This is a genomic window from Alkalicoccobacillus porphyridii (assembly GCF_007293315.1).
GTDB lineage: Bacteria > Bacillota > Bacilli > Bacillales > Bacillaceae_D > Alkalicoccobacillus > Alkalicoccobacillus porphyridii.
On sequence record NZ_VLXZ01000003.1, the window covers coordinates 159287 to 181876 of the forward strand.

Here is a 22590-nt window from a genome sequence, read left to right on the forward strand (position 1 = left end):
TGCTCTCTTTCTATGAATATGCTTGAATGACTTCTTTTATGGTTCCAATTAAAAAACGCAAGTCCTCCTCTGTTGATGTTAAAGGGGGAGCAACGATTAATACATTTCCACCTTCCGGAACAGTATCACTATTTTTTCCAATAATGAGACCCTTCTTCTGGCAGGCAGCAACTATTGCTTTCATTGTCGCATCTGACGCTGGCTGCTTACTTTCTTTATTTGTCACTAGTTCAATCCCATACAGAAAGCCAATGCCTCGAACATCACCAATAATAGAAAGCTCACTCAATTGGTGTAACTCAGATAGAACCGTTTCCTCTAACTCCTCCACTCGTTCTACAATCTCTTTACGCTCTATAATATCAATAGCTTTTAATGCAACGGCACATGAAGCAGGATGTCCCCCATATGTGGAGATATGTCGAAAATGGTTATCGGTAGAGCTCTCTTTAAATGAATCGTAAATACTATGCTTTACACAGGTTGCGCCTAATGGCAAATAACCACTTGTTAAACCTTTTGCCAAAGTGATGATGTCTGGTTTGAAGTGCTCAGCATGTAAATGACCAAACATTTTGCCCGTACGCCCAAAGCCGGATACTACCTCATCAAGGATTAATAAGACATTATACTTATCACAGATTTCTCGAACTCGGTCAAAATATAAAGAAGTTTGAGGATAAAGTACACCTCCACCGGAGATAACTGGCTCCATAATAAATGCTGCTACAGTTTCCGGCCCTTCCCAGAGAATCGTCTGTTCAAGATAATTTGCTGTCAACTCATCATCCCTCTCAAAATTTCCGAAGCTTGAACGATAAGCATAAGGTGGCGGAACATGTAAAAATCCCGGAGCCGGCGGGTCGTATTTCATCTTGCGGTTAGCCTGTGCTGTCGCACTCAGGGCACCCAAAGAGTTCCCATGATAGGCACGATAACGCGAGATGATTTTGAACTTCTCAGGATTTCCAGTCTGTTTGTGATGTTGTCTGGCGATTTTAAAAGCCGTTTCATTTGCATCTGAACCACCATTGGAGAAAAACGTTCGATACCCACCAAGAAGGTGATCAAGCTTTTCAGCTAGATCAATCGCTGGTTGATGACCAAACGTCAGAGGAAAATAAGCAAGTTGACTCATTTGCTCGGTAGCAGCTTCAATCAATTCTGTTTGACCATAGCCTAGATTTAAGCACCATAATCCCGATACACCGTCCATAAATCGATTTCCGTTCGTATCCGTAAACCACGACCCCTCACCCTTCTCGGCAATAAAAGGCACTGCGTCGGGATGGTAACGATGAAAGGCATGCCATAAAGACGATTGATCCTTTTCCTCCAATGTTTTGTTCATCGGCGTATTCATCATGCTACAAGCCCCCCTTTATAACAATTCCGTCAATTCAAGCACGGTTTCTAATAATACGTTTGCCCCGTTTTCACATTCCTCCCAGGTCGTGAATTCATCCTCATCATGACTTTTTCCACCTGCGCTCGGAACAAAGATCATAGCCGTTGGTAACAAGGAAGCAATAAACTGGGCATCGTGCCCCGCACCACTTACCATCTGTTTATAGGATAAATTTAATGAATCGGCTGATTTCTCAATAATTTGTCCTAGCTTTTGATCAAACCACACTGTTTCTCTAGACCATAGTTTCTTTGTAGAATATGAGCATACCCCGTCCATCGAATCTATTACGTTACCTAGAATTTGTTCCACCTTCTGTAATATGGCTTCCTCTCGATGCCTTGCTTCTACAGTAAAAACAACTTTATTTGGAATCACCGTATGAACATTCGGATAGACGTTAAATCGCCCCATGGTGTAAACCAACGTCTCATCTATATTTCCTAAACCCTGATGAAGCTCAGTTAGACATTGATTCGCTGCTGTTAATGCGTCTTTTCTCATATGCTGTGGGGTGGTTCCTGCGTGGTTCGATTCACCAGTAATCTCTATTTCATAGCAAACCATGCCTACGACGCATTCAACTGCACCAATTTGCAAGGACTCTGCTTCTAAGATTGGACCTTGTTCAATGTGAAGCTCCAAAAAAGCCTTTCCTTGTGTAAGGCGATTTTCAATTGATCCCTCAAATCCACTGTTGCTTAATGCCTCGGCAAATGACATTCCCTCTGTATCTGTTTTCTTCATCATCGTATTCTTATCAAACTTTCCAGCAATCACACCAGATGCCATCATTGAAGGCTCAAATCGGGCTCCTTCTTCATTTGTAAAATTAACAATGATAAGCGAACATGCCGGCTTCAGATTATGCTCAACAAAGGTACGAGCAATTTCCAATCCAGCGATTACGCCAAGTACCCCATCAAAACGACCGCCTTTTTTGACCGAATCAAGATGAGACCCTATATAAATCGCTGGCTGGTCAGGATCCTCTCCTTCTAATTTGCTATACATAGTACCTAAATCATCAACGCTCACTTGCATGTTTAGTGACTCACATTCGGTGCGGAAATATTCTCTAGCCTGTACGTCATCCTCCGTTAGTGAAAGTCTAGTCACTCCCTCATTTTCGGTCGCTCCAAATGAAGAGAATGTTTCAAGTGTTTGTCGTAATTGTGTTCCATTAATAGCTAGCTTCTGTTGTTTCATACGAGTCTCCTCTCATTCGCTAATTGGAGAGAAAGGATCGTTGTGAGATATTTCCTTGCATTCGCGTTTCCTAAAACGAGAGTAACCAATTCAGATTCCTCTGGCTTTTTCATCAAAACATCCGTTCCATTTAAGTGGTCCCTCATGTTATAAATCTGGTAGCCCTGCTCCAACAGCTGCTCAATTTCCTGCTTCTCGCTTATATACTGCAAATACTCAGCCATTTACCTTCCTCCTCATAGCGACTGATGTTTTATTTCTTCAACCAGCAGCTCATTAGCTTCATCTGTCTCATCAATGGTCCAATCTCTACCCACTGATAGCCCTAAAAAAAGTTCGTCCTTTGGATTCTCGAGCTCTGCTTGTTTGTAGATTTGAAACCACCAATACTTTGCACTTACGTAATATAACAATCCCCCAGTCACAAAGCCGACCAAGTAGGAGTAGCTAGGCACGAATAAGGATACACTTCCACCAATGATCCAAGATAACAAACCAGCTAGGTTCAATCCGTTCCAGTAGTGATATTGACCTTTTTCTTCATAAAGCTCAGTTACATTCACTCGCCTTTTACGAATGAAGTAATAATCACTTACCAAAATACCTACAATAGCAGCTAAGATGCCACCTACAACTAACAAAGCAGGTACAATAATCGCAAACAAATTCCAAGGCTGAACAAGCACCCCGATCACCCCGGCAATGAGTACACCTATCCAATGAGGTACACGAGGACCCCCAACATTTGAGAATATTGTAGCCGCAGGAATTAAATTAGCTGACGTATTTGTTGACCATTGTGCCAATGCAATCATCAGCATTAACACCCCGAGTATCAGAACATTACTTGTTGTCTCAAGCAATGCATCAACAGGGTTAGAGATTGAAACAGCAATATAAGAGACCGCTCCAACAATGACCATAAAGGTATGAACCACTGGCATCGCTATTAAGCTGCCAATCAATTGTCCTTTATTACGTTTAAACCAGCTCCTTTCATACTTTGGTGCTTTAATAAACCTGGATATGGAGGGCATATCGGCAGCTAAGGTTCCCCAGAAGCCCATAGTGGCCATCGCAATCACAGCAAACGAACCAACTACTGCCGTTCCCGTCACCGGGTTCTCGACCCAACCCCAAATGTCCCTCCCCGCAATCTGCGCTTGTTCTGATAAGGCTAAGTACATCCAACCAGATATAATCACAATAATAGGAGCTGCCAAATTGGCAAACCTTTCTACCGCCTTAATTCCAAAGGCTGTATTAAAAAGCTGAAGAGCAGCAAAGATGAGAAAACAGAGGAACCATTGATCGACCCCAAAAACCATAACTAAAATGGCGTTGATTCCTGTGGCACCAAAGAAGGTATTCACACCAAACCAGCAGGAGGCTACAAATCCTCTCATTATGGAAGGAATATGTGTGCCAATTGTGCCAAACGGAGCTCTTAAATAAACGGGGAAAGATAATCCATGTTCAATTCCGATATCTCCCGTTAACGTCATACAAATACCAATGCCAAGAGAACCGACAAGTGTTGCCAATATGACAAGGTGAAGTGGGAGCTGTTGAATCCCATCTCCTCCAATAGCAAATGCCGCTAAGACAACTGCCATACTCACCCAAAGAATGGCAAAGCCAGTGGTACTCATTTTTCGACCTTGCTGAGAAACAGGAAACAAATCAGGAGACTTCAAATACCCTCGTTTGGACATGTGAACACAACCTCTCATTTGCAATCTATTTAGTTTTTTTGTTACACATGCTCTGCTATAGCCGCATTTCTTAATGATTGACCGTATTTAGCTCGTTTGATATAGGTTCCATCTCCAACTGTTCCTTTGTATTCATTGTCCTGAATAATGACCTTCCCTTTTGACAATACCACCTCTACAGCTCCCTTCACTTGCTTCCCTTCAAACGCGTTATAGTCAACCTTCATATGATGTGTCTCGCTGGATATCGTTCGAACAACAAACGGATTAAAGATAACAAGATCTGCATCTGCCCCAATTGAAATTGAGCCCTTTTTAGGATAAAGCCCAAAGAGTTTAGCCGCCCGGGTTGACGTCACATCTACAAATTGATTCAAGTTAATTTTGCCCTCTGCCACACCCTCTGAATACAAAATACTCATGCGGTCTTCAATCATCGGCCCACCATTTGGTATCTTTGTAAAGTCGTCTATACCGAGTTCTTTTTGTCCTTTGAAGTCAAAGGAGCATTGGTCACTACCTATTGTTTGTAATCCCCCCGTACGTAAGGCATTCCATAATACGTCTTGATGCTTTTTTTCACGTAAGGGTGGTGACCACACATACTTTGCCCCTTCGAAATCTGGTTTCCTTAGCTCATCTATATCAAGTGTCAGATACTGCGGGCACGTCTCCCCCCAAATATCTGCTCCTGCACGACGAGCACGTTCGATCTGTTTTACCGCTTCCTCGCAGCTTACATGAACAACATAGAGCTGCGAGGAAGCCAGTGCCGTTAACTGACATGCACGACCTGTAGCTTCCCCTTCTGCTTCTACCGGTCGCGTTAAGGCATGATAAATCGGATCCGTTTGACCATTTGCTAATGCCTCTTTTGTTAGATAATCAATGACATCTCCATTTTCCGCGTGCACCATTACAAGCGCACCTAGCTCTTTTGCTTTTAGTAACGTACGAAATAAAGTTGCATCATCCGCTTGAAAGACATCTTTGTATGCCATAAATACCTTAAACGATGTAATTCCTTCCTCTTCAATCACCATTGGTAGCTCTGTTAATACTTCATCTGACATTTCTCCAATCATCAAATGAAAGCTATAGTCAATCGCTGCTTTTCCCTTTGATTTTTTGTGCCAGTTTTTAATCGCTTTATTAAGCGGCTTGCCCTTTTCTGTCAAACAGAAGTCTACAATGGTGGTTGTGCCACCAAACGCGGCCGCCGTTGTTCCCGATGTGAAATCATCCTTTGTCACCGTTCCTCCAAAGGGCATGTCTAAATGTGTATGTGGATCGACTCCCCCCGGAAATATGTAGCAGCCTTCTGCATCTATAACAGTGGCGTCACTTAGAGGAAATCCACTTCCAATAGCCGAGATTTGCTCTCCTTCAATTAAAATATCAGCTTCATATGTGTCTGACGCCGTGACAATAATTCCATTCCGAATAATGGTTTTCATCGTTATCCCTCCTAAGAATTTGAAGCATGTAAGGTGTTCATAGCCGTTTGCCTTTCATTCCACGAGAGTGGCGGTAAACCATTTGCTACCTTGACCATATCAATGACCCCATCTACCGGACAAACAATGGAACAAAGATTACAACCTACGCACTCGTCCTCATTTACCAATAAATACGATTTCCCAGCTCCATCTTTATAGCGGCTGATGCATTGATGCGCGGTATCCTCGCAGGCTATTTGACATTTATTACAGTTGATACAGGTCTCTGTGTTGATACGGGCAATGATTTGATGGTTGAGATTAACATTGCCCCAATCCGAATATTTGTGGACCGAACGACCGATTAGCTGATCCACCGAATCAAGCCCTTTATCATCTAAATAATTACTCAAACCATCAATCATATCCTCAACGATTCGAAAACCGTGATGCATGGCCGCTGTACACACTTGAATATTCGAGGCACCCATTAACATAAACTCCACAACATTCTGCCAGTTCGAGATGCCACCAATTCCTGATATGGGTACGGTTACTCGCTCGTTTTTAGCACACTCTGCGAGCATGTGAAGTGCAATGGGTTTCACTGCAGGACCACAATACCCCCCATGAGTTCCGATGCCATCAACATTTGGAACGGTATCCCATGTATGAATGTCCACCGCTGCTAAGCTATTCATTGTGTTGATGAGACTAATAGAATCGGCCCCACCCTGAACGGCCGCTTCCGCTGTGGCAGTGATGTCCGTAATATTTGGCGTAAGCTTAACGATGACAGGTGTCTCTGCTACCTCCTTAACCCAATAAGTCTGCTGTTCAACTAAGGCTGGCACTTGACCTGATGCTGCCCCCATTCCTCGTTCAGCCATTCCATGCGGACATCCGAAGTTTAGTTCTAATCCATCCACCCCAACCGCTTCCACTTGTTTGACAATCTCATGCCACTTTTCTTGCTGCGGCTCTACCATTAATGACGCAACAATTGCCCGATCCGGAAACCTTTTTTTGGTTTCGGCAATCTCACGCAAATTCACCTCAAGCGGTCGATCGCTAATGAGCTCAATATTATTAAACCCAGCAACCCTCTGCCCATTAAAGGAAACAGCAGCAAAGCGAGAGGTGGAATTAATAATCGGTTCTCCAAGCGTTTTCCAAACAGCCCCACCCCAGCCAGCCTCGAACGCTCGCTGTACTTGGTAACCTGAGTTTGTTGGTGGAGCACTGGCCAGCCAAAACGGATTAGGTGATGAAATCCCAGCAAGATTGCTATATAAATCTGCCATATACACTCCCCCTACGCACTTGTTTCTGTTCGTTGTCCAAGTAGCTTTTGATGAACACTATATGCGGTTTGTTTTCCTTGCTCAGCCGCAGACACGACCATCGCTTCACCCTGTCCATGTCCAAAAATCACATCTCCACACGCAAATATTCCACTAACCGATGTTTCTAATGTCTCAGGATTCACTTTAATGACTCCATGGTTTGTTTCAATCCCCGCCTGGTCCAACCATGTATAACGGGATTGGCCGATAGCACGGATAACAAAATCGACATTTAAAGAAAAACTACGATTGGTTTGCCTTGTTTTCCTTCTTCCATCAAGATCAGGTTCCGTAAGCTCCATTTCTACGCACTCTATCGATTTAACCCTTCCCTTCTCATCTCCAATAATTTTGGTTGGGGAGGTTAACCAGCGAAATTCAACACCATCCTGTTTGGCAAACTCATACTCAAAATCATAGGCAGTCATTTCTGCTACCGTCCTTCTATATAAAATTTTCACGTTGTCCGCTCCTAGTCTTACCGCACAGGTAGCCCCATCAATTGCGGTATTGCCTGCCCCAATAACGACTCCGCGTTTTCCAATAAATTGTTGGCTTAACTGTCCATCTTTCGTCGCCTTCACAAATTCAATGGCATCGTATACGCCTTCAAGATCTTCTCCATCGATGTGCAAAAGCGGCACGTTTGACATACCTATGGCCAAGATCACAGCATCGTATTTTTGTCTCAATTTATCAAAGCCAATGTCAACACCTACACGCGTATTCGTATGAATGGTAACACCCACAGATTTCACTTGCTCTACCTCCCAAAAGGAGACCTGCTTTGGGAGTCTGAAAGAAACTATGCCATATGTGTTCAAACCACCAGCTTCCTCCTCCGCTTCATAAATAGTGACATCATACCCCATCACAGCCAGTTCCCTCGCTGCCGATAATCCAGCTGGTCCTGACCCAACGATTGCCACCGACTTCCCTTTTGATTGACCAGCTTTAAACAAAACCTTTTCATTTTGCATCGCCCAATCTGTCGCATAACGCTGTAGCTTTCCTATTAAAATAGGTTTGGTAGATTCATTTAGTACACAAGCACCTTCGCATAACTCATCAGTGGGACATACTCTGGCACAGCTCGCTCCTACAGGATTCGCTTCCATAATGGTGCGTGCCGACCCTAGCAGATTATCTGTCGTTACCTTTTTAATAAACGACGGAATATCAATACCAGTCGGACACGCAGTTATACAGGGCGCATCGTAGCAATATAAGCAACGGCTCGCCTCCTCAAACGCTTCCTGAGCGGATAAAGGCGGTTCTACTTCTTCAAAATTCAAACGTAAACGCTCCAAATAAGCACTACTCAATGACAAATCCCTCCCTATAAGCTGACTAATAAAAATTTTTCTTCTTATGCCCACCATAAAAGCGCAATATTCAGATATCAATGACCTTGTCAGATAATGTGATAGATAATTCAATTACAAGCACAAATCCGAGAAAATCTGACAGGATCTGAGCGTCATTTACTAAGGCGCGTAAGAGATAGTTGTAACAATAAATTCCTTGTAATTCTTTTCACAAAATCATGACATCTTTCTTGGATTCCCAATAGACTTACATGGTATGATGAGGTATACAACTATTTTCGGGGGTGTTACTTTGGGTAAACGCTTGATGCTTTTTCTTTTAACCAACGTTTTGGTTATGACAACCGTCCTTATTGTTTGGGGACTGATTGTTAACTTTACTAATTTTGATTTGAGCTTCCAGGCTGGAGGTGAGATTAACTTAGTCGGTATTGCGATCTTCAGTTTAATCGTCGGTTTCGCTGGATCCTTTATCTCACTCGCGATGTCTCGTTGGGTAGCGAAGATGATGATGAAGGTCAAGGTACTAGATCCAGATGGTTCTCTTTCTTACGAGGAACGTGCAATCGTCGAAAAGGTTCACCGCTTATCACGAGCTGCTGGCCTTATGCATATGCCTGAGGTCGGGATTTATCAGTCTGGTGAAGTGAATGCTTTTGCAACAGGTCCATCTAAAAAGAGATCATTAGTAGCTGTTTCTTCTGGTTTACTACAAGCCATGGATGATGACGCAGTTGAAGGCGTTATTGCTCACGAGGTGGCTCACGTCGCGAATGGTGACATGGTAACAATGACGCTTCTACAAGGAATTGTGAACGCATTTGTTGTCTTCTTATCACGTGTGCTTGCTATTATTCTTTCTCGATTTGTTAGACCGGAATTGCAATTTATTGTTCAATTAGCATCAATCATTATTCTGCAGATTCTCTTCTCTATTCTGGGAAGCATTGTCGTCAACGCCTTCTCGCGTTACCGTGAATTCCACGCAGACCGCGGAGGAGCCGATCTAGCAGGAAACGATAAAATGATCCACGCACTTCGTTCATTAAAGCAACACGCCTCTCGCGCAGTTGTTCAAGATCGCACAGATGACTCAGCTGTACAAACAATGAAAATCAGTGGTAAAGGCGGCATGATGAAGCTGTTCTCTACTCACCCTGATTTAGATGATCGAATTGCTCGCTTAGAAGAGCGCTAAGAAAAAGCCAAACTTGCCGTCACCTTTCGTTAACCGAATAGGGCGGCAAGTTTTTTTGGAGTGAATTGAGGGATCGAGCTTCTTGCTAAAGTAGGCTATTTTCGTGGTAATGGATGTAAAGCTCTTGGTGAGGCTCTTCTCTTCTTGGTAAGGAGCTGGTCGCTCTTGGTTTTCAGCTGATTCTTCTTGGTATCGCCCTTCTCTTCTTGGTAAGGACCCGGTCGCTCTTGCTATTACACTGTTCCTTCTTGGTATCGGCATCCTCCTCTTGGTAAGAACCGGGTCGTTCTTGCTCTTACACCGATTCTTCTTGGTATCGACATCCTCCCGTTGGTAAGGACCCAGTTATTAATGCTTATTGTTCAAAAGTGATGGAATAAAGAGATACAACCTTGATTTCTCTTGGGACAATGGATAAGAGGTGATAGGGAATCGGCACGAAGCCTACGAAAGCGGCGGGAAATGAGACGGTATCGGCACGAAGCACTCAAAAGCGGCGGGGGGAGAGACACTATCGGCGCGAAGCCTATCCCCGCCTCTTGCTCTCCTAACGTTTCTTCTTGACACCCCCCGCAAATCCGCACACCTCTCACCCCCACCTCCCAACTCATAAGAAAAAACCGCAACCTATTCGGTCACGGTTTTAACGGTCCATCCTCTGCAAAAAATCGATCCACTCTACGTTCGACTTCTTCATTTTCAATAAGTGGCGGTGCATGGTGCGGCTTGATTCTGGCGTCAATGATGGTAACCTCACATCCCCAATGCTTATGACGAGTAAAACTGTTCACTCCGTACATATCATGAGACGGGTTACTTCGTGTAAAGGTTGTCCAAAGGAAATTGACCTTTGTTGCACTGACAAAGCGGCTATCGTCGGCCAAAATAAGTAATGGGCTCGAGGAGAGGTCTCCTACTTCAGCCAACTCACGGGTCAATGATTCAAGCTCCTGTTCAGCTTGCTCATAGCTTACAAAAGGGTCTAACTCAAAACTAACAACCCCAGGAGTTACAAGCTGAGCGTTTTTTACAGCTTGAAGTGCTACAAGTTTCTCTGGCACAGCCTCGCATAAGCTTCGTTTCTTCTCCCCATAGGCCGCAAACACAACCTTGCTCCCACTATTTAAACCAGTCCCACTGTAATCCAGTGTATCAATAGTGGTGTTCGTGTAAAAATGGAGATCGCGGCGCATATCCATTCGTTCCAGCACATAGCGGATAAAGGCTAGCTCATCATGAGTATCAATTGGCTCGTCCTCTTCTGCTGTAATGAACAAATATTTGGCTAAGCTAAGTTGCCCAAAACCAAGCACCCGATTAGCGATGGTTAATAACTCCGTAGGCTGCTTCACTTTTTGATAAGGTGTATATCGCTCACTACCAATAGCAAATAAGAGCGGGTGTACTCCAGCGGCATCTACAGCATGCACCTCTTTTACACCGGGAAGCTCCTGCGTTACGGCCTTACCTGTTAGTTCGTGAATGATCGCACCAAAGCTTGTGTCCTCCTGTGGCGGTCGCCCAACAACTGTAAATGGCCAAATGGCTTTTGGCTTCGCATACACTTTATGTACTTTTAAAACAGGAAATTCATGAATTAAGCTATAATAACCTAAATGATCACCAAACGGCCCTTCTGGCTTCGTTTCATCTGGATGAATTTCTCCGGTAATAACAAAGTCCGCATCATGACTGATGCAGTAGCCATCTTCATAGCTGTAACGGAATCTGCGTCCCGCAAGCAATCCAGCAAATAAGGTTTCGCTTAATCCTTCAGGTAATGGCATAACAGCAGATAACGTGTGAGCGGGTGGCCCCCCTACAAAAATACTAACCTTTAACGGCTCACCTTTTTTAGCGGCCTCCGTTTGATGTACGCCAATACCACGTTGAATTTGGTAATGAAGACCGATCTCTTTGTTCGGTTCATACTCATTCCCGTCAAGCTGCACTCTGTACATCCCCACATTCGCACTCTTTACACCTGGATTTGCGGGGTCCTCACTATAAACCTGTGGTAGGGTGACAAAGGCTCCACCATCCATTGGCCATGAATGAATGGGAGGAAGATCTGAAATTGAGATCTCTTCAAAACCAGCACCAGCAAGGCTAAACTTCTTTAGCGGCAAGGCTTTTAATGCAGCAAATCCCTTACTCGCATTTTTCAACGGCTGTTTAGCAGCTTTCATTGGATCGTCTCGCAGTTCAACAAGCTCTTTTATCTCATCCCAATTTTTTCGGAACATGAATTTACTACGCTCAGGCGTTCCAAATAAATTTGAAACAGCACGATACTTTGATCCCTTTACATTTTCAAACAGAATAGCTGGTCCACCCTGCTGATAGACTCTTCGTTGAATAGAGGCCATCTCCAGATAAGGGTCAACCTCTTCTTTTATACGGATTAAATGTCCATTTTTCTCTAGGTCTATAATTGTTTCTTCTAGGTTTCGATACATTTGAATTTATTGGAGCCTCTTGCTCTACCGCCCCATTCCTTTCTGCTGTCTATCAGCGCTTCTTACCTTCTATTGTATCATTAGTTACGGAGGGACTTGCAACCTTTGCCCTACCTGATTCAAGCAATATCCGTACCTTTAGTATCGCCACGTTTCTCAAGGAATAAAGCAATCAGTGCCGCACTTATTCCTGCCACCAACTTTCCAATCATCATATAAATCACCATATCACGATTCACACCTGCAACAAATCCAAGATGACCTCCAAGCACAAAGGCACCGCTTACGGAAAAGGCGACAACCACTACCTTGCCTCTAGGTGACATCTCCTTTAAAAGGAGAAAGGCCGGGATAATGTGAGCTAGCGACGCAATGAGCCCCGTGACCGACTTTCCATCCAACCCAATGACATGCCCTAGCTTTTCAAGGTACTTGTCCAAGAACTTAGATACAAAAGCTACAAGCGGAAATGCACCAGCCAAGACAATCGCAATCGAACCCACAATCATCAACCCCTCCGAAAAAGAAGCCGTATTTGAACTAATCTGATACCCTAATAGAATCTCTAAACCAATCACCATTAAGCCAAAAATGGCTAACACTTGAATGAACTTACCAAAATAAATAAACACCTTAATGGATTGATTCGGAATCTTCCATAAACCGATCATAATTAGGATAGAGAAAATAAATGGAATAAGTAAGTTTACCAGCATCATGCCTAGCTGAAAGCCACCCAACGCTCCTCCAATAAAGCACCCAAGAGGAATGGTGCTTAAGCCGATTAATATTCCTTTAGCAAAATATCGATGATCATCCTTTTGAATAAGCGTCAATGCCACCGGAAGAGTAAATACAATCGTTGGTCCTAACATAGTCCCGAGAAACACCCACGAGAATAACGCCGCTTCTGGATCGAGTGACATTCTTTCTGCTAACGCATAGCCTCCCATATCAAGCGCCAATAGCGTATTAGCGAAGGAAGCAGGATCTGCACCAATCCAAATATATAGAGGCGAGACAAAAGGGATTAATAGCTCTGCCGCAATAGGAGCTAACGTAATGATGCCAATCATCGCTAATGCCAACGTCCCCATACTAAACAAGCCCTCTTTAAAGGACTCACCCATACCAAATTTGTTCCCAATCATGAGATCTAGTGCACCGATCAGAAAAAATATCGCCAACACCAGCATGACCGCTTCGTTTATCCACATCATCCTACCAACAACAGCCTCTCTACCAATCTAGTTAATATTAAAATCAGTATACAGTTAGGAATGATTTTATGAAAGAAAAGTCCTGAGGTTACCCTAGACAGATCGTGACTAAAGTAGGGAATGATCGGATGACCACCCATTTTTATGCCATTAATTTCTTATTTGAGATATGCTTACATTTATAGTTATTTAATAGATAGTAAGGAGGAACATATGACAAGCGAACCAGTAAGAGATGCAGATGTAGAAGATGTACCAGTTTCAGAAGAGGAAGCACTAAAGCTTTATGTAGGAGACAAATACAATTACTATCAAAAGAAATGGGCAATTGGGGAGGATGGTAAACCAAAGCTTTTGAGCTTTAATGTTGGAGGTTTTTTTGGCACGTTTTGGTGGGCAGCCGGCCGCTCTATGTATCTATTTGCCACGTATTTCTTTTGCTTAGTGATTGGTGCGGATTTATTATTTTTACTAACAGACATCGCTTTGTGGGAAGGTGTAAGCTTTGGACTCATCGGTTTAGTGGTGTACGGATTATTCGGAAACCACACATACCATCACTACGCAACGAAAAAAGCAAGAAAAATGTTGGCAGAAAACCGCTCAAGGAAAGAAATTATGGATGCGGGCGGCTTCTTGTGGAGGAGATTCTTCGCCTGCCTCGGCATCTATTTTTTATATGCCAGTTTTAGCTTATTTGTACTTGGTATTGAATAGGAGTATTTTTAAAGAAGCCCCAGGCGGTTAAGCTTGGGGCTGTTATTGATGAAATGTCCTTGATTCTTTGTAAGTGTAGCGGTTTTTTTGGTTCTGTGATTAAACCTCTTGGTATCGCCTCTCCGCTCTTGCTAAGCAGCCGGTTCTTCTTGATCCCGCTCTCTTTCCTCTTGGTGTTGCCCCTTCACTTCTTTTCTATCTCTCCCTCACTGCTGCAGCCTCTTTTTCTCCTTCAGTAATGCCTGAAACTGCTGATCTAGCTTACTTTTCTCCTCTTCATTCATAACGGTGGAGAGGCGACCGAGTGTTTCGGTTAGCTGCATTTCAATAGTCAAGAGGTCTGGTTCATGGGCTTCTTCTATAACCTGTGGACGCTTGCTTGAATTAGAAGCTTTTACGACTGGCAAAGCATCGTCCAAGGATAGTTGATGAGTGGCCAGCTTCTTTACAAAGTCACGGTCATGACTAACAAAGATTATTGTACCTGGATAGGCAGATAACACCTCCGTTAATGCTTCTTTTGTTTCCAGGTCTAGATAGTTTGTGGGTTCATCAAGGACAAGAACATTATAATTGCCTAAAAATATCTTGGCCATGGAGGCACGCATGCGTTCTCCACCACTTAATACTGAAGCTTTCTTATGAACATCCTCACGTTTAAATGCAAGCTTTGCCAGAACCTTACGAACGAAGGTTTGATTATACGGACTATCGTTCATTACATTTTCTAAGATGGTTTGCTGATTATTTAAATTCATCAGATGCTGCGTGAAAAATCCTATTTTTGCGGGCTGTGCGATTGACAGCTGGGAACGTCTTTCCACAATGAGATTTAAGAGGGTCGTTTTTCCCGAGCCATTCTCTCCAACAATCGCTAACCGCTGTCCCAGCTTGACCTCTCCTTCAATCCTTTCCTTTAACAACCGTTCGCCAATCGCAAGCGGACATCCATTAAATTGAAGCACTCGTTTGCTGTGCAATACCGGAAACTCTGCTAGATCAAAGACGATGGTATCTTGGTCCTTTGGCCTTTCCTTTTTATCCAGCTGCTCCATCCTCGATTCAATTGCCTCTGCCGCTCGATTTAATTTTGCTTTTTGTTTACCGGCGCTTCTTTTGTGAAGCCTGGCCTCGGAATTGCCCATTCGAGTTGGTGCTTTTTTTATTCCATCAGATTTCACGCGCAATTCACGCGCCGCTTGCTTTAACCGATCTTTTTCTTGAATATATTCCTTATACTCTCTTTCCTGCTTATCTTTTTGTAGCTGCTTCTGTTCTATATAGGCGTCATAGTTTCCTTCATAAACCGTCACGCCCCCATCAGCGATTTCCCAAATGACTGTGCATAGCCGATTTAAAAATTGTTTATCATGAGAAGTTAATAACATAGCTCCTTGATACGCGGATAGCTCGCGTTCTAGCTGTCCAATGCCTGCCGCGTCTAAATGACTGGTTGGCTCATCGGCAATTAACATATGTGCATTTGATGTAAGTGTACTTGCTATCTTTAGCCGGGTTTGTTCACCACCACTCATTTGTTCATTAGAATGGTAGGGCAACTGCCACTTTGCATGGAGCTCAGCTGTGACAGATTGACTTACATCCTCTAACTGAGGAATATAAGCAATACTTCCATACCGTTCAATACTTCCTGCATCAAGCTCTGCCGTTCCAGCTAATGTTGTAAGGAGCGTTGATTTCCCCTCCCCATTCCGGCCTACAAGACCAATACGATCATTGTGGTACACATATAAGCTATCTATGGAAAAGATCGTGCGGCCCCCATAGCTTTTTTCTATATGCTCTGCTTTCAAAAACAACATAAAAAAACCCCCTCCAGTTGCTAGAGAGAGTTCGTCTGATGCTAATAACTATACCCAAATAAGGCCACACGCCTCCTAAAGACAGACGTAGGCTGGTTATAGATTTAGTACCCATACAAACATAGACGAATCTCATCTCTAAACATACTCGTTAATTTCCATTTAAATAAACGCGGACTGATAGCGCCGGCTATTTATTCAAATTCATTAAGATGTACTGTTTATTTGATAAGATTCTACTTCATTGTACGAGGTACCATCCTTTCCACTTAATTGCTATTATCTTTACACAAAAACAATCTCAATGTCAAGATACGGGTTCATTTTCAACAGCGGGCTGCTTAAATGAAAACAGTGCGAATCCGATGGAGAGTATGACTAAGATACTTCCTCCTATGGGCGCAGCTTCAACGGAGAAACCATTTACAACCAAGCCGCCAATTCCTGATCCAATAGCAATCCCAAACTGTAGAGCTGAGGTATTAATACTTTGCTGAATATCCGACGTACGCGGAGCCGTTTTTATTAGATATCCTTGTTGAGCAGGAGCAATCGACCAGCTCAACATGCCCCATATGATCAGGGAGACTGTAAAGAGAATGACCGATTGATTTGTTAGTGGCATTGTTGCTAATACAACAAAGAACAACACCGTAAAAAGAAGAACGGTTCGCTCCGGCCCAATTCGATCCGTCACCCAGCCACCAATTCCGCCACCACTCACAGCTGAAATACCAAAAACAAAAAACGCTACACTCACCCAATAAGGCTCGGCATTCATCGTGACATTTAGGTATTCCGCGAAATACGCATACATGGTGTAATGCCCCGCGAGTACCAACAGTGTAACCACATGTGCACTGGACAGCTTGACATTTTTAAGTGAACGAAGCTGATCACGTACCGAGCTTACCTGCTCAGGCGGCACAGGGTCTAAGAACTTCATAATAATCAATCCAGCAATGAGAGTGAGCACAGCAATAATTAAGAATAATATTCTCCAACCATACGCTTCACCTATCAACACACCAAGAGGTACACCGAGGACAAGCGCCGAGCTTACGCCCATCGTAATAATACCGATCGCACGAGAACGATACTCTGGCTTCACGATCTTTGGCGCGATGGTGAGAGATAGCACAATAATAAGAGCGGCACTCATCGAAGTAATGACCCGAAAGAATATCAGAACCCCATAACCAGGGCTGAGAAATGATCCAATATTCGCTAGAAAAAATACTCCTAATGCTATTAGATATAAACGCTTTCGCTCATATTTACTCGTCATTGATAGTAGCACCGGGCCAGAAATCGCAAACACTAGCGCAAAAATGGTGATGAGCTGACCTACCGCACCTACTGACACACCTAAATCCTTAGACATAACAGGGAGAATCCCCCCTATAATTAACTCCACCATTCCAACTACAAACGCCGAAACAGCGAGAACATATACTTTAAAATTCATGTTGAGGCACCTTCTTCTATGATGTAAAAATCCACCTGTGTTAGTTTACCTCACAAGTTCATAAACAACAAGAAGCCGGCTCAAATAGTTACTGGGAAAAGGAGGGCTAATCTCTTCCTTTAGGTTATTGCTTTGTTTTATTCTTGCATGTCATTCTAGCTTTCCTGCATGTCAAACTTCCCTCTCGCATGTCATTCCAGCTTCCTCGCATGTACATCGGCCCCATCTCCCACTTCGCTCCAAACCCAAAAAGAGCTTCCGCCACGGGAAGCTCTCCGTTGTTTTATAATGTCACCGCAGCAATCCATCCAAAAATGATAAGAGGGATGTTGAAGTGAATAAATGTCGGAACACAGGTATCCCAAATATGATTGTGCTGTCCATCAGCATTTAAACCGGCTGTTGGCCCAAGTGTACTGTCAGATGCAGGAGAGCCGGCGTCTCCAATGGCTCCCGCCGTTCCAATGAGAGAAAGCGTAGCAAGGGGGCTAAAACCCATTGCCGCACACATTGGTACAAAGAGGGCGGCAATGATAGGAACCGTAGCAAATGATGATCCAATCCCCATGGTAATTAGAAGCCCAATGAGGATCATCAGAATAGCGGCAAGACCTTTGCTATCACCCATCCAACTGACTGATGCTTGTACCAATTGTTCTATTTCTCCAGTTTCCCTCATCACTTCGGCAAACCCAGAGGCTGCGATCATAACAAATCCAATAAACGCCATCATTTTCATGCCTTCAGTTAATAAAGCATCAGACTCTTTAAAGTGCACGGATCCACTGCCAACTAACACAATCAAACCCGCAACTCCGGCAATAATCATAGATTCAGACGTCACCTGAACAATCACTGTCGCCACTATAGCCGCTGATGCACTAAGCAACGAATAGGTTGAATATGAGGAAGGCTTTACTTCATTTATAGCCCCAGCTTCTAGTGGCTTATTTTCATATAGACGTGACTTTCTATATGTGATAAACACAGCAATGATGAGACCGATCATCATCCCCAGTGTAGGAAGCAGCATAGCATAAGGCATATCAGTTAGAGAGGCGCTCATGCCATTTGCCTCAATATTATCTACAACAATGCCATGAAAAATGGCTCCAAATCCAAAAGGTAAGAGCATGTATGGAGCTTTTAAACCAAACGTCATGATGGTTGCGACAGCACGTCGATCCACCGTCAATTCATTTAGCACCTGCAAAATAGGAGGAATTAGAATTGGGATAAACGCAATATGAATAGGTACTAGGTTCTGGGACATACACGAAACAAAAAAGATGACCAAAAAAATAAGTACCTTTGGCAAAGTTTTAGAGCGGGCTTCCTCTCTTTTCCCGATTATTTTTATCGAAAAATCAACTAGTACCTGGGGCAGTCCCGTTTTTGAAAGGGCTACTGCAAACGCACCAAGTACAGCATAGCTTAATGCAATATTTGCGCTCGCACCGAGTCCTTCGGTAAATACCTCAACCGTGCCATTAAAGCCTAGGCCGCCCAAAACCCCTCCGGCAAGAGCTCCCATAATTAAAGCAATGACCACGTGGACACGTAACAAGCTAAGAACGATCATAAGTAAAACAGCTATAACAACAGCATTCATAAAAAAACATCCTAACATTCGCTTTAGTTCGATAAATCACTAAACCGAACTTTACCATCCTATTTGAGAGGATGTCAACCTTTCTAAATCCTCCATACTTTTTTCATTTTAGTTTTTGTTTGAGGATCCAGGGCACAGCGGCCTTCAGATCCTTACATACTAAATCTGCACCAAAGGACTGTTTGGTTCGTGCATGAACAAGAACGGTTCGACAGCCTGCATTTTGTCCCGCAAGAATATCAGGCTCCCGGTCGCCAACCATGATGCTTTCTCTGAGATTGATCTGATGCTTCTCTGCCAGTTTCTCTAGCATATAGGCCTTTGGTTTTCGACATGGGCAGTCTGAATTAGGTTTGTGAGAACAGTACATGATGTCATCAATAACGGCGCCATCTTGAGAAAGTTTTTCTTTCATACTCGTATGAATGGTCTCTACCTGCTCCTCACTCATATGTCCTAGACCCACGCCACCTTGGTTCGTGACAACCAGAATCGTAAAACCCGCCTCGTTGAATTGTCTTATGGATTCACCTACTCCGGTAAGTAAGTATAAATCACTTGGACGGTTAACAAATCTCACTCGATTTGATAGTACCTCATTAATGACACCATCACGATCTAAAAAAACGGCTTGGTTCATTCTCGACTTATTCCTCCGTATATTTTCCATAGTCAGGTACTGCATATTGATCAAAATGGTGGAGAAGTTGTTGCAATCCTTGCCTAAACTCTTCACCAAACATCGGCAGCCCGTGCCCCGGTCCGATAAAGCTTGGTTGATGCTGAGATAGCCTCTCGACAGAATCCTTAGCCGCTTTCCAATCGGTAGTAAAATACCGAGGTGGTCCTTGAAGCTGAGTCGACTGAGTTAGAACATCATAAAGAGAATCTTGCTTTACCGTAATGATTGCGTCACCAGATAGTAGCGCACCATCCTTCTGCCTGTATAGGGCGATTTGTCCTGGAGAATGACCTGGCGTGTGGATCCATTTCCATTCAGGAAAACCCGGTATTTTCTGATCGTCCGGAAGAGCACGAACAATTGGTGTTAAATCGATGGCTTCATAAGGAAATGTTTTAGATAATTTGGCTACTACCCCACCCTCGACGGTTGGGTCTGGTTTCACATAATCCTGCTTCCCAGTGAGATAAGGTAGCTCAAGCTCATGGCAATAAATATAAACTCCCCAGTGTGCGGCTAATTCGTATGCCGCTCCAACATGATCAAAGTGACCATGCGTTAAGATAATTCTCTTTGGCGGATACACATCGCCAAACTGTTCAGATAACGTTGATAAAAAGTGAGAGCTTGTTCGACTAATCCCACAATCCACAAGAAACCATTCTTCCGACTGACCAGGATGTCCGACCACAAAAATATTTACTATTTTATCAGTAAAACAGTAAATATCATCTGTCAGTTTTAAAAATAAGCCATCATGGGCCGAGCTTAAAGGTAAAGTTGGTCGTGGTGCTTTGTTTTGTTGGATGTCCATTTTATAATTCCCTCCAAGAACGTGCTATTTACATTCTATCTTATGTTGGCTACTAGAGTTGAAACCTATGCGGAAAAGTGTGAATAGTTCAACATGTTTACACGTCAAATCCACGGGAATTATACACCCTGTAAACAGAAAGAAGGAGAGATCTTATATGTTAAGTTTTATTTGGAGTTTAATTATTGGTGGACTAATTGGTTGGGCTGCAGGAGCGATTACAGGTAAAGGCGTACCATTTGGTATCATCGGTAACATCGTTGCAGGTTTTATTGGAGCCAATTTAGGAACGGCTATATTTGGCAGCTGGGGACCTTCTTTAGGTGGGTTTGCGATACTACCTGCTCTAGTTGGAGCCATTATTTTAATCTTAATCGTGAGTGTCTTACTTCGCGCGATTAGAAAATAAATATGAAGACCTAAGACTTCAGCTAGCCTGAAGTCTTTTTCTGTAAAATTCCAATAAAAAAATCTTCATGTTTAATTCATATCCGTCTGGGGTAATTTTCAATTATTTAGCATTATAATTTCTATAGTAGATAATGGCGGTGCAAAAAGATGAAGTCAGATAAACATTTGGTTAAACGCATGGATTTAAAAATAACGATCCCCTCCATTCTTATTGTAGGAATCTTTAGCTTACTGTTTGCTTTGTATACAAACGAATCTACAGAAACACTAAATTCCATATTTGATTATGTGGTTGAACAATTTAGATGGGGCTATATTTGGTATGGGGCTCTCATAACAGTAGCTGCTTTATATTTTTCATTTTCTAAATATGGACAAGTTGTGCTTGGTGACCCAAATGAGAAACCAAGATTTACGTTATTTGAATATTCCTCCATTCTCATAGCGATGGGGCTTGGAGCTACTATTATGAGAACAGGTATGATTCAGTGGGGCGAGGTTGCTGTAGATCCACCATTTGGATTAGAGCCAGGTTCGAATGACGCAATATTAGCAGGTAATTCATATAGTATGTTCCTCTGGAGCTTCCAAACCTTCGCCATTTTTGTCATGTGTGCTCCCGCTATGGCTTATATTCTTCACGTTCGCAAAAAACCTAAAATGCGTATTTCTGAAGCGTGTCGTTGTATTTTTGGGGATGCCTTTACGGATGGTCTTGGGGGGAAAGTATTAGACATCCTTTTCCTAGTCAGTATTTTATCTGGAGCTGCCGTTACCCTTGGCTTAGGTACTCCCATTGTTACAAATAATTTGGCCGACCTATTGCAAATGGAAGTTACACTTACAATGACCATTATTGTCACCCTGATTTGGGTAACCGTCTTTACGATAAGTGCCTATGTTGGAATAGATAAAGGAATAAAAAGATTAAGTACGATGAACATGTATCTAGCTGGCCTATTTGCTCTTTTTATTATCCTAATTGGGCCTGGAATGTTTATTCTGAACTATTTCACTGATTCGATTCGATATTTATTCTCAAGTTATATTGATTTCTCTTTTTATACAAACTCACTAAATACAGGTGAAAGTACACACGTGGAGAGTCACACCGTCTTTTGGTTTGCTTACAATGCTACATGGGCTATGCTACATGGTGTTTTTGCCGCTGTCGTTTCTAAAGGGCGAACCATTAAGGAAATGATCCTTACTTACCTATTGGCACCCACTCTTCTTTCTTGGGCAGCAACGGGTCTTTTAGGAGGTCTCGGTGTTCATCGTTTTATCACCGGAGAAGTGGATGTGTTAGATTTAGTTCAGAATCAGGATCCTGTTGCAGCTGTGCCTCATATTTTAGCGACATTACCAATACCTGAGATATCCATGGTTATATTTATCATCATCGCTGCTATATTTATGATAACGACACTTGATTCAACTACGTACACGATTGCAACATATATGTCCAAAGAGGACATGAGCAAAAAAGCACCATCAAAATATTTACGTATTTTTGTTTCTGTTGTCATTACTGTTTTGGCCTTAACATTACTTAGCATAGGAGGGTTAGCCCCATTAGAAGTTCTTTCTGGATTAATGGGCATTCCTATCATCGTCATTCAAATTCTAACAGTGTTTGCCGCTAAGAAGATGATTGACCAAGATCAAGCATTCATAACCAATGTTAGAAAGTCATAAGATATAATAAAAAGCTGCTCTCTATGGTCAACCATAGTTGGAG

General features: G+C 43.0%; 18 protein-coding genes. 4 read left to right on the forward strand and 14 right to left on the reverse strand.

Features of this window, described 5'->3' with window-relative positions; all coding sequences use genetic code 11:
• Positions 1-10: 10 nt before the first annotated feature.
• From FN960_RS06155 to FN960_RS06185, 7 genes are read right to left on the reverse strand one after another with little or no spacing between them, the layout of a single operon-like run.
• Entirely contained in the window at positions 11-1363 is a 1353-nt protein-coding gene (locus tag FN960_RS06155; RefSeq protein WP_143848058.1) for an aminotransferase, read from the reverse strand.
• Between the two features lie 18 nt (positions 1364-1381).
• Positions 1382-2617 carry a Zn-dependent hydrolase gene (locus FN960_RS06160; RefSeq protein ID WP_143847820.1) on the reverse strand — a complete coding sequence of 412 codons (1236 nt, stop codon included), beginning with the start codon at positions 2615-2617 and terminating at the stop codon, positions 1382-1384.
• Positions 2614-2841 carry a hypothetical protein gene (locus FN960_RS06165; protein WP_143847821.1) on the reverse strand — a complete coding sequence of 76 codons (228 nt, stop codon included), beginning with the start codon at positions 2839-2841 and terminating at the stop codon, positions 2614-2616. The genes FN960_RS06160 and FN960_RS06165 overlap by 4 nt, the downstream gene beginning before the upstream one ends.
• 12 nt (positions 2842-2853) lie before the next feature.
• On the reverse strand, positions 2854-4332 hold the full coding sequence (locus FN960_RS06170) for an NCS1 family transporter (protein ID WP_143847822.1): 1479 nt from the start codon (positions 4330-4332) through the stop codon (positions 2854-2856).
• Between the two features lie 41 nt (positions 4333-4373).
• The gene (gene hydA / locus FN960_RS06175; protein WP_143847823.1) at positions 4374-5789 is read right to left on the reverse strand and encodes a dihydropyrimidinase; all 1416 of its coding nucleotides are present in this window, start codon (positions 5787-5789) and stop codon (positions 4374-4376) included.
• Positions 5790-5800: 11 nt separating this feature from the next.
• Positions 5801-7075 (reverse strand): NAD-dependent dihydropyrimidine dehydrogenase subunit PreA, encoded by a 1275-nt coding sequence (gene preA / locus FN960_RS06180; protein ID WP_143847824.1) that lies wholly within the window; start codon positions 7073-7075, stop codon positions 5801-5803.
• 11 nt (positions 7076-7086) lie between these two features.
• Positions 7087-8499: an NAD(P)-dependent oxidoreductase gene (locus FN960_RS06185; protein WP_143848059.1), complete on the reverse strand. Its 1413-nt coding sequence runs from the start codon at positions 8497-8499 to the stop codon at positions 7087-7089.
• Between the two features lie 238 nt (positions 8500-8737).
• Here FN960_RS06185 and htpX point away from each other — a divergent pair, with 238 nt between their 5' ends.
• Positions 8738-9643, forward strand: coding sequence for a protease HtpX (gene htpX, locus FN960_RS06190; protein ID WP_143847825.1), 906 nt, complete (start codon positions 8738-8740; stop codon positions 9641-9643).
• 635 nt (positions 9644-10278) lie between these two features.
• Here the strand turns inward: htpX and FN960_RS06195 are convergent.
• Both FN960_RS06195 and eutH read right to left on the reverse strand, forming a co-directional pair.
• The gene (locus FN960_RS06195) at positions 10279-12102 is read right to left on the reverse strand and encodes a UbiD family decarboxylase (RefSeq protein WP_143847826.1); all 1824 of its coding nucleotides are present in this window, start codon (positions 12100-12102) and stop codon (positions 10279-10281) included.
• Between the two features lie 119 nt (positions 12103-12221).
• Positions 12222-13322 carry an ethanolamine utilization protein EutH gene (eutH, locus tag FN960_RS06200; RefSeq protein WP_306461604.1) on the reverse strand — a complete coding sequence of 367 codons (1101 nt, stop codon included), beginning with the start codon at positions 13320-13322 and terminating at the stop codon, positions 12222-12224.
• A gap of 213 nt (positions 13323-13535) precedes the next feature.
• Between eutH and FN960_RS06205 the strand changes: the two genes are divergently transcribed.
• The gene (locus FN960_RS06205; RefSeq protein ID WP_143847827.1) at positions 13536-14039 is read left to right on the forward strand and encodes a hypothetical protein; all 504 of its coding nucleotides are present in this window, start codon (positions 13536-13538) and stop codon (positions 14037-14039) included.
• Positions 14040-14245: 206 nt separating this feature from the next.
• Here the strand turns inward: FN960_RS06205 and abc-f are convergent, their stop codons facing one another.
• The 5 genes from abc-f to FN960_RS06230 form a co-directional block, all read right to left on the reverse strand.
• Positions 14246-15862 carry a ribosomal protection-like ABC-F family protein gene (gene abc-f, locus FN960_RS06210; RefSeq protein WP_143847828.1) on the reverse strand — a complete coding sequence of 539 codons (1617 nt, stop codon included), beginning with the start codon at positions 15860-15862 and terminating at the stop codon, positions 14246-14248.
• Between the two features lie 307 nt (positions 15863-16169).
• Positions 16170-17330, reverse strand: coding sequence for an MFS transporter (locus FN960_RS06215; protein ID WP_143847829.1), 1161 nt, complete (start codon positions 17328-17330; stop codon positions 16170-16172).
• Positions 17331-17613: 283 nt separating this feature from the next.
• A complete protein-coding gene (locus FN960_RS06220) occupies positions 17614-18942 on the reverse strand; it encodes a Na+/H+ antiporter family protein (RefSeq protein WP_143847830.1) in 1329 nt (442 codons plus the stop codon).
• Positions 18943-19045: 103 nt separating this feature from the next.
• Complete coding sequence (locus FN960_RS06225) at positions 19046-19582, reverse strand: D-glycero-alpha-D-manno-heptose-1,7-bisphosphate 7-phosphatase (protein ID WP_143847831.1); 537 nt, start codon at positions 19580-19582, stop codon at positions 19046-19048.
• Between the two features lie 7 nt (positions 19583-19589).
• The gene (locus tag FN960_RS06230; protein WP_143847832.1) at positions 19590-20438 is read right to left on the reverse strand and encodes an MBL fold metallo-hydrolase; all 849 of its coding nucleotides are present in this window, start codon (positions 20436-20438) and stop codon (positions 19590-19592) included.
• 157 nt (positions 20439-20595) lie between these two features.
• Between FN960_RS06230 and FN960_RS06235 the strand changes: the two genes are divergently transcribed.
• Together FN960_RS06235 and FN960_RS06240 are read left to right on the forward strand one after the other, a co-directional pair.
• Entirely contained in the window at positions 20596-20847 is a 252-nt protein-coding gene (locus tag FN960_RS06235; RefSeq protein WP_143847833.1) for a GlsB/YeaQ/YmgE family stress response membrane protein, read from the forward strand.
• A gap of 149 nt (positions 20848-20996) precedes the next feature.
• On the forward strand, positions 20997-22547 hold the full coding sequence (locus FN960_RS06240; protein ID WP_143847834.1) for a BCCT family transporter: 1551 nt from the start codon (positions 20997-20999) through the stop codon (positions 22545-22547).
• The last annotated feature ends 43 nt before the right edge of the window (positions 22548-22590 follow it).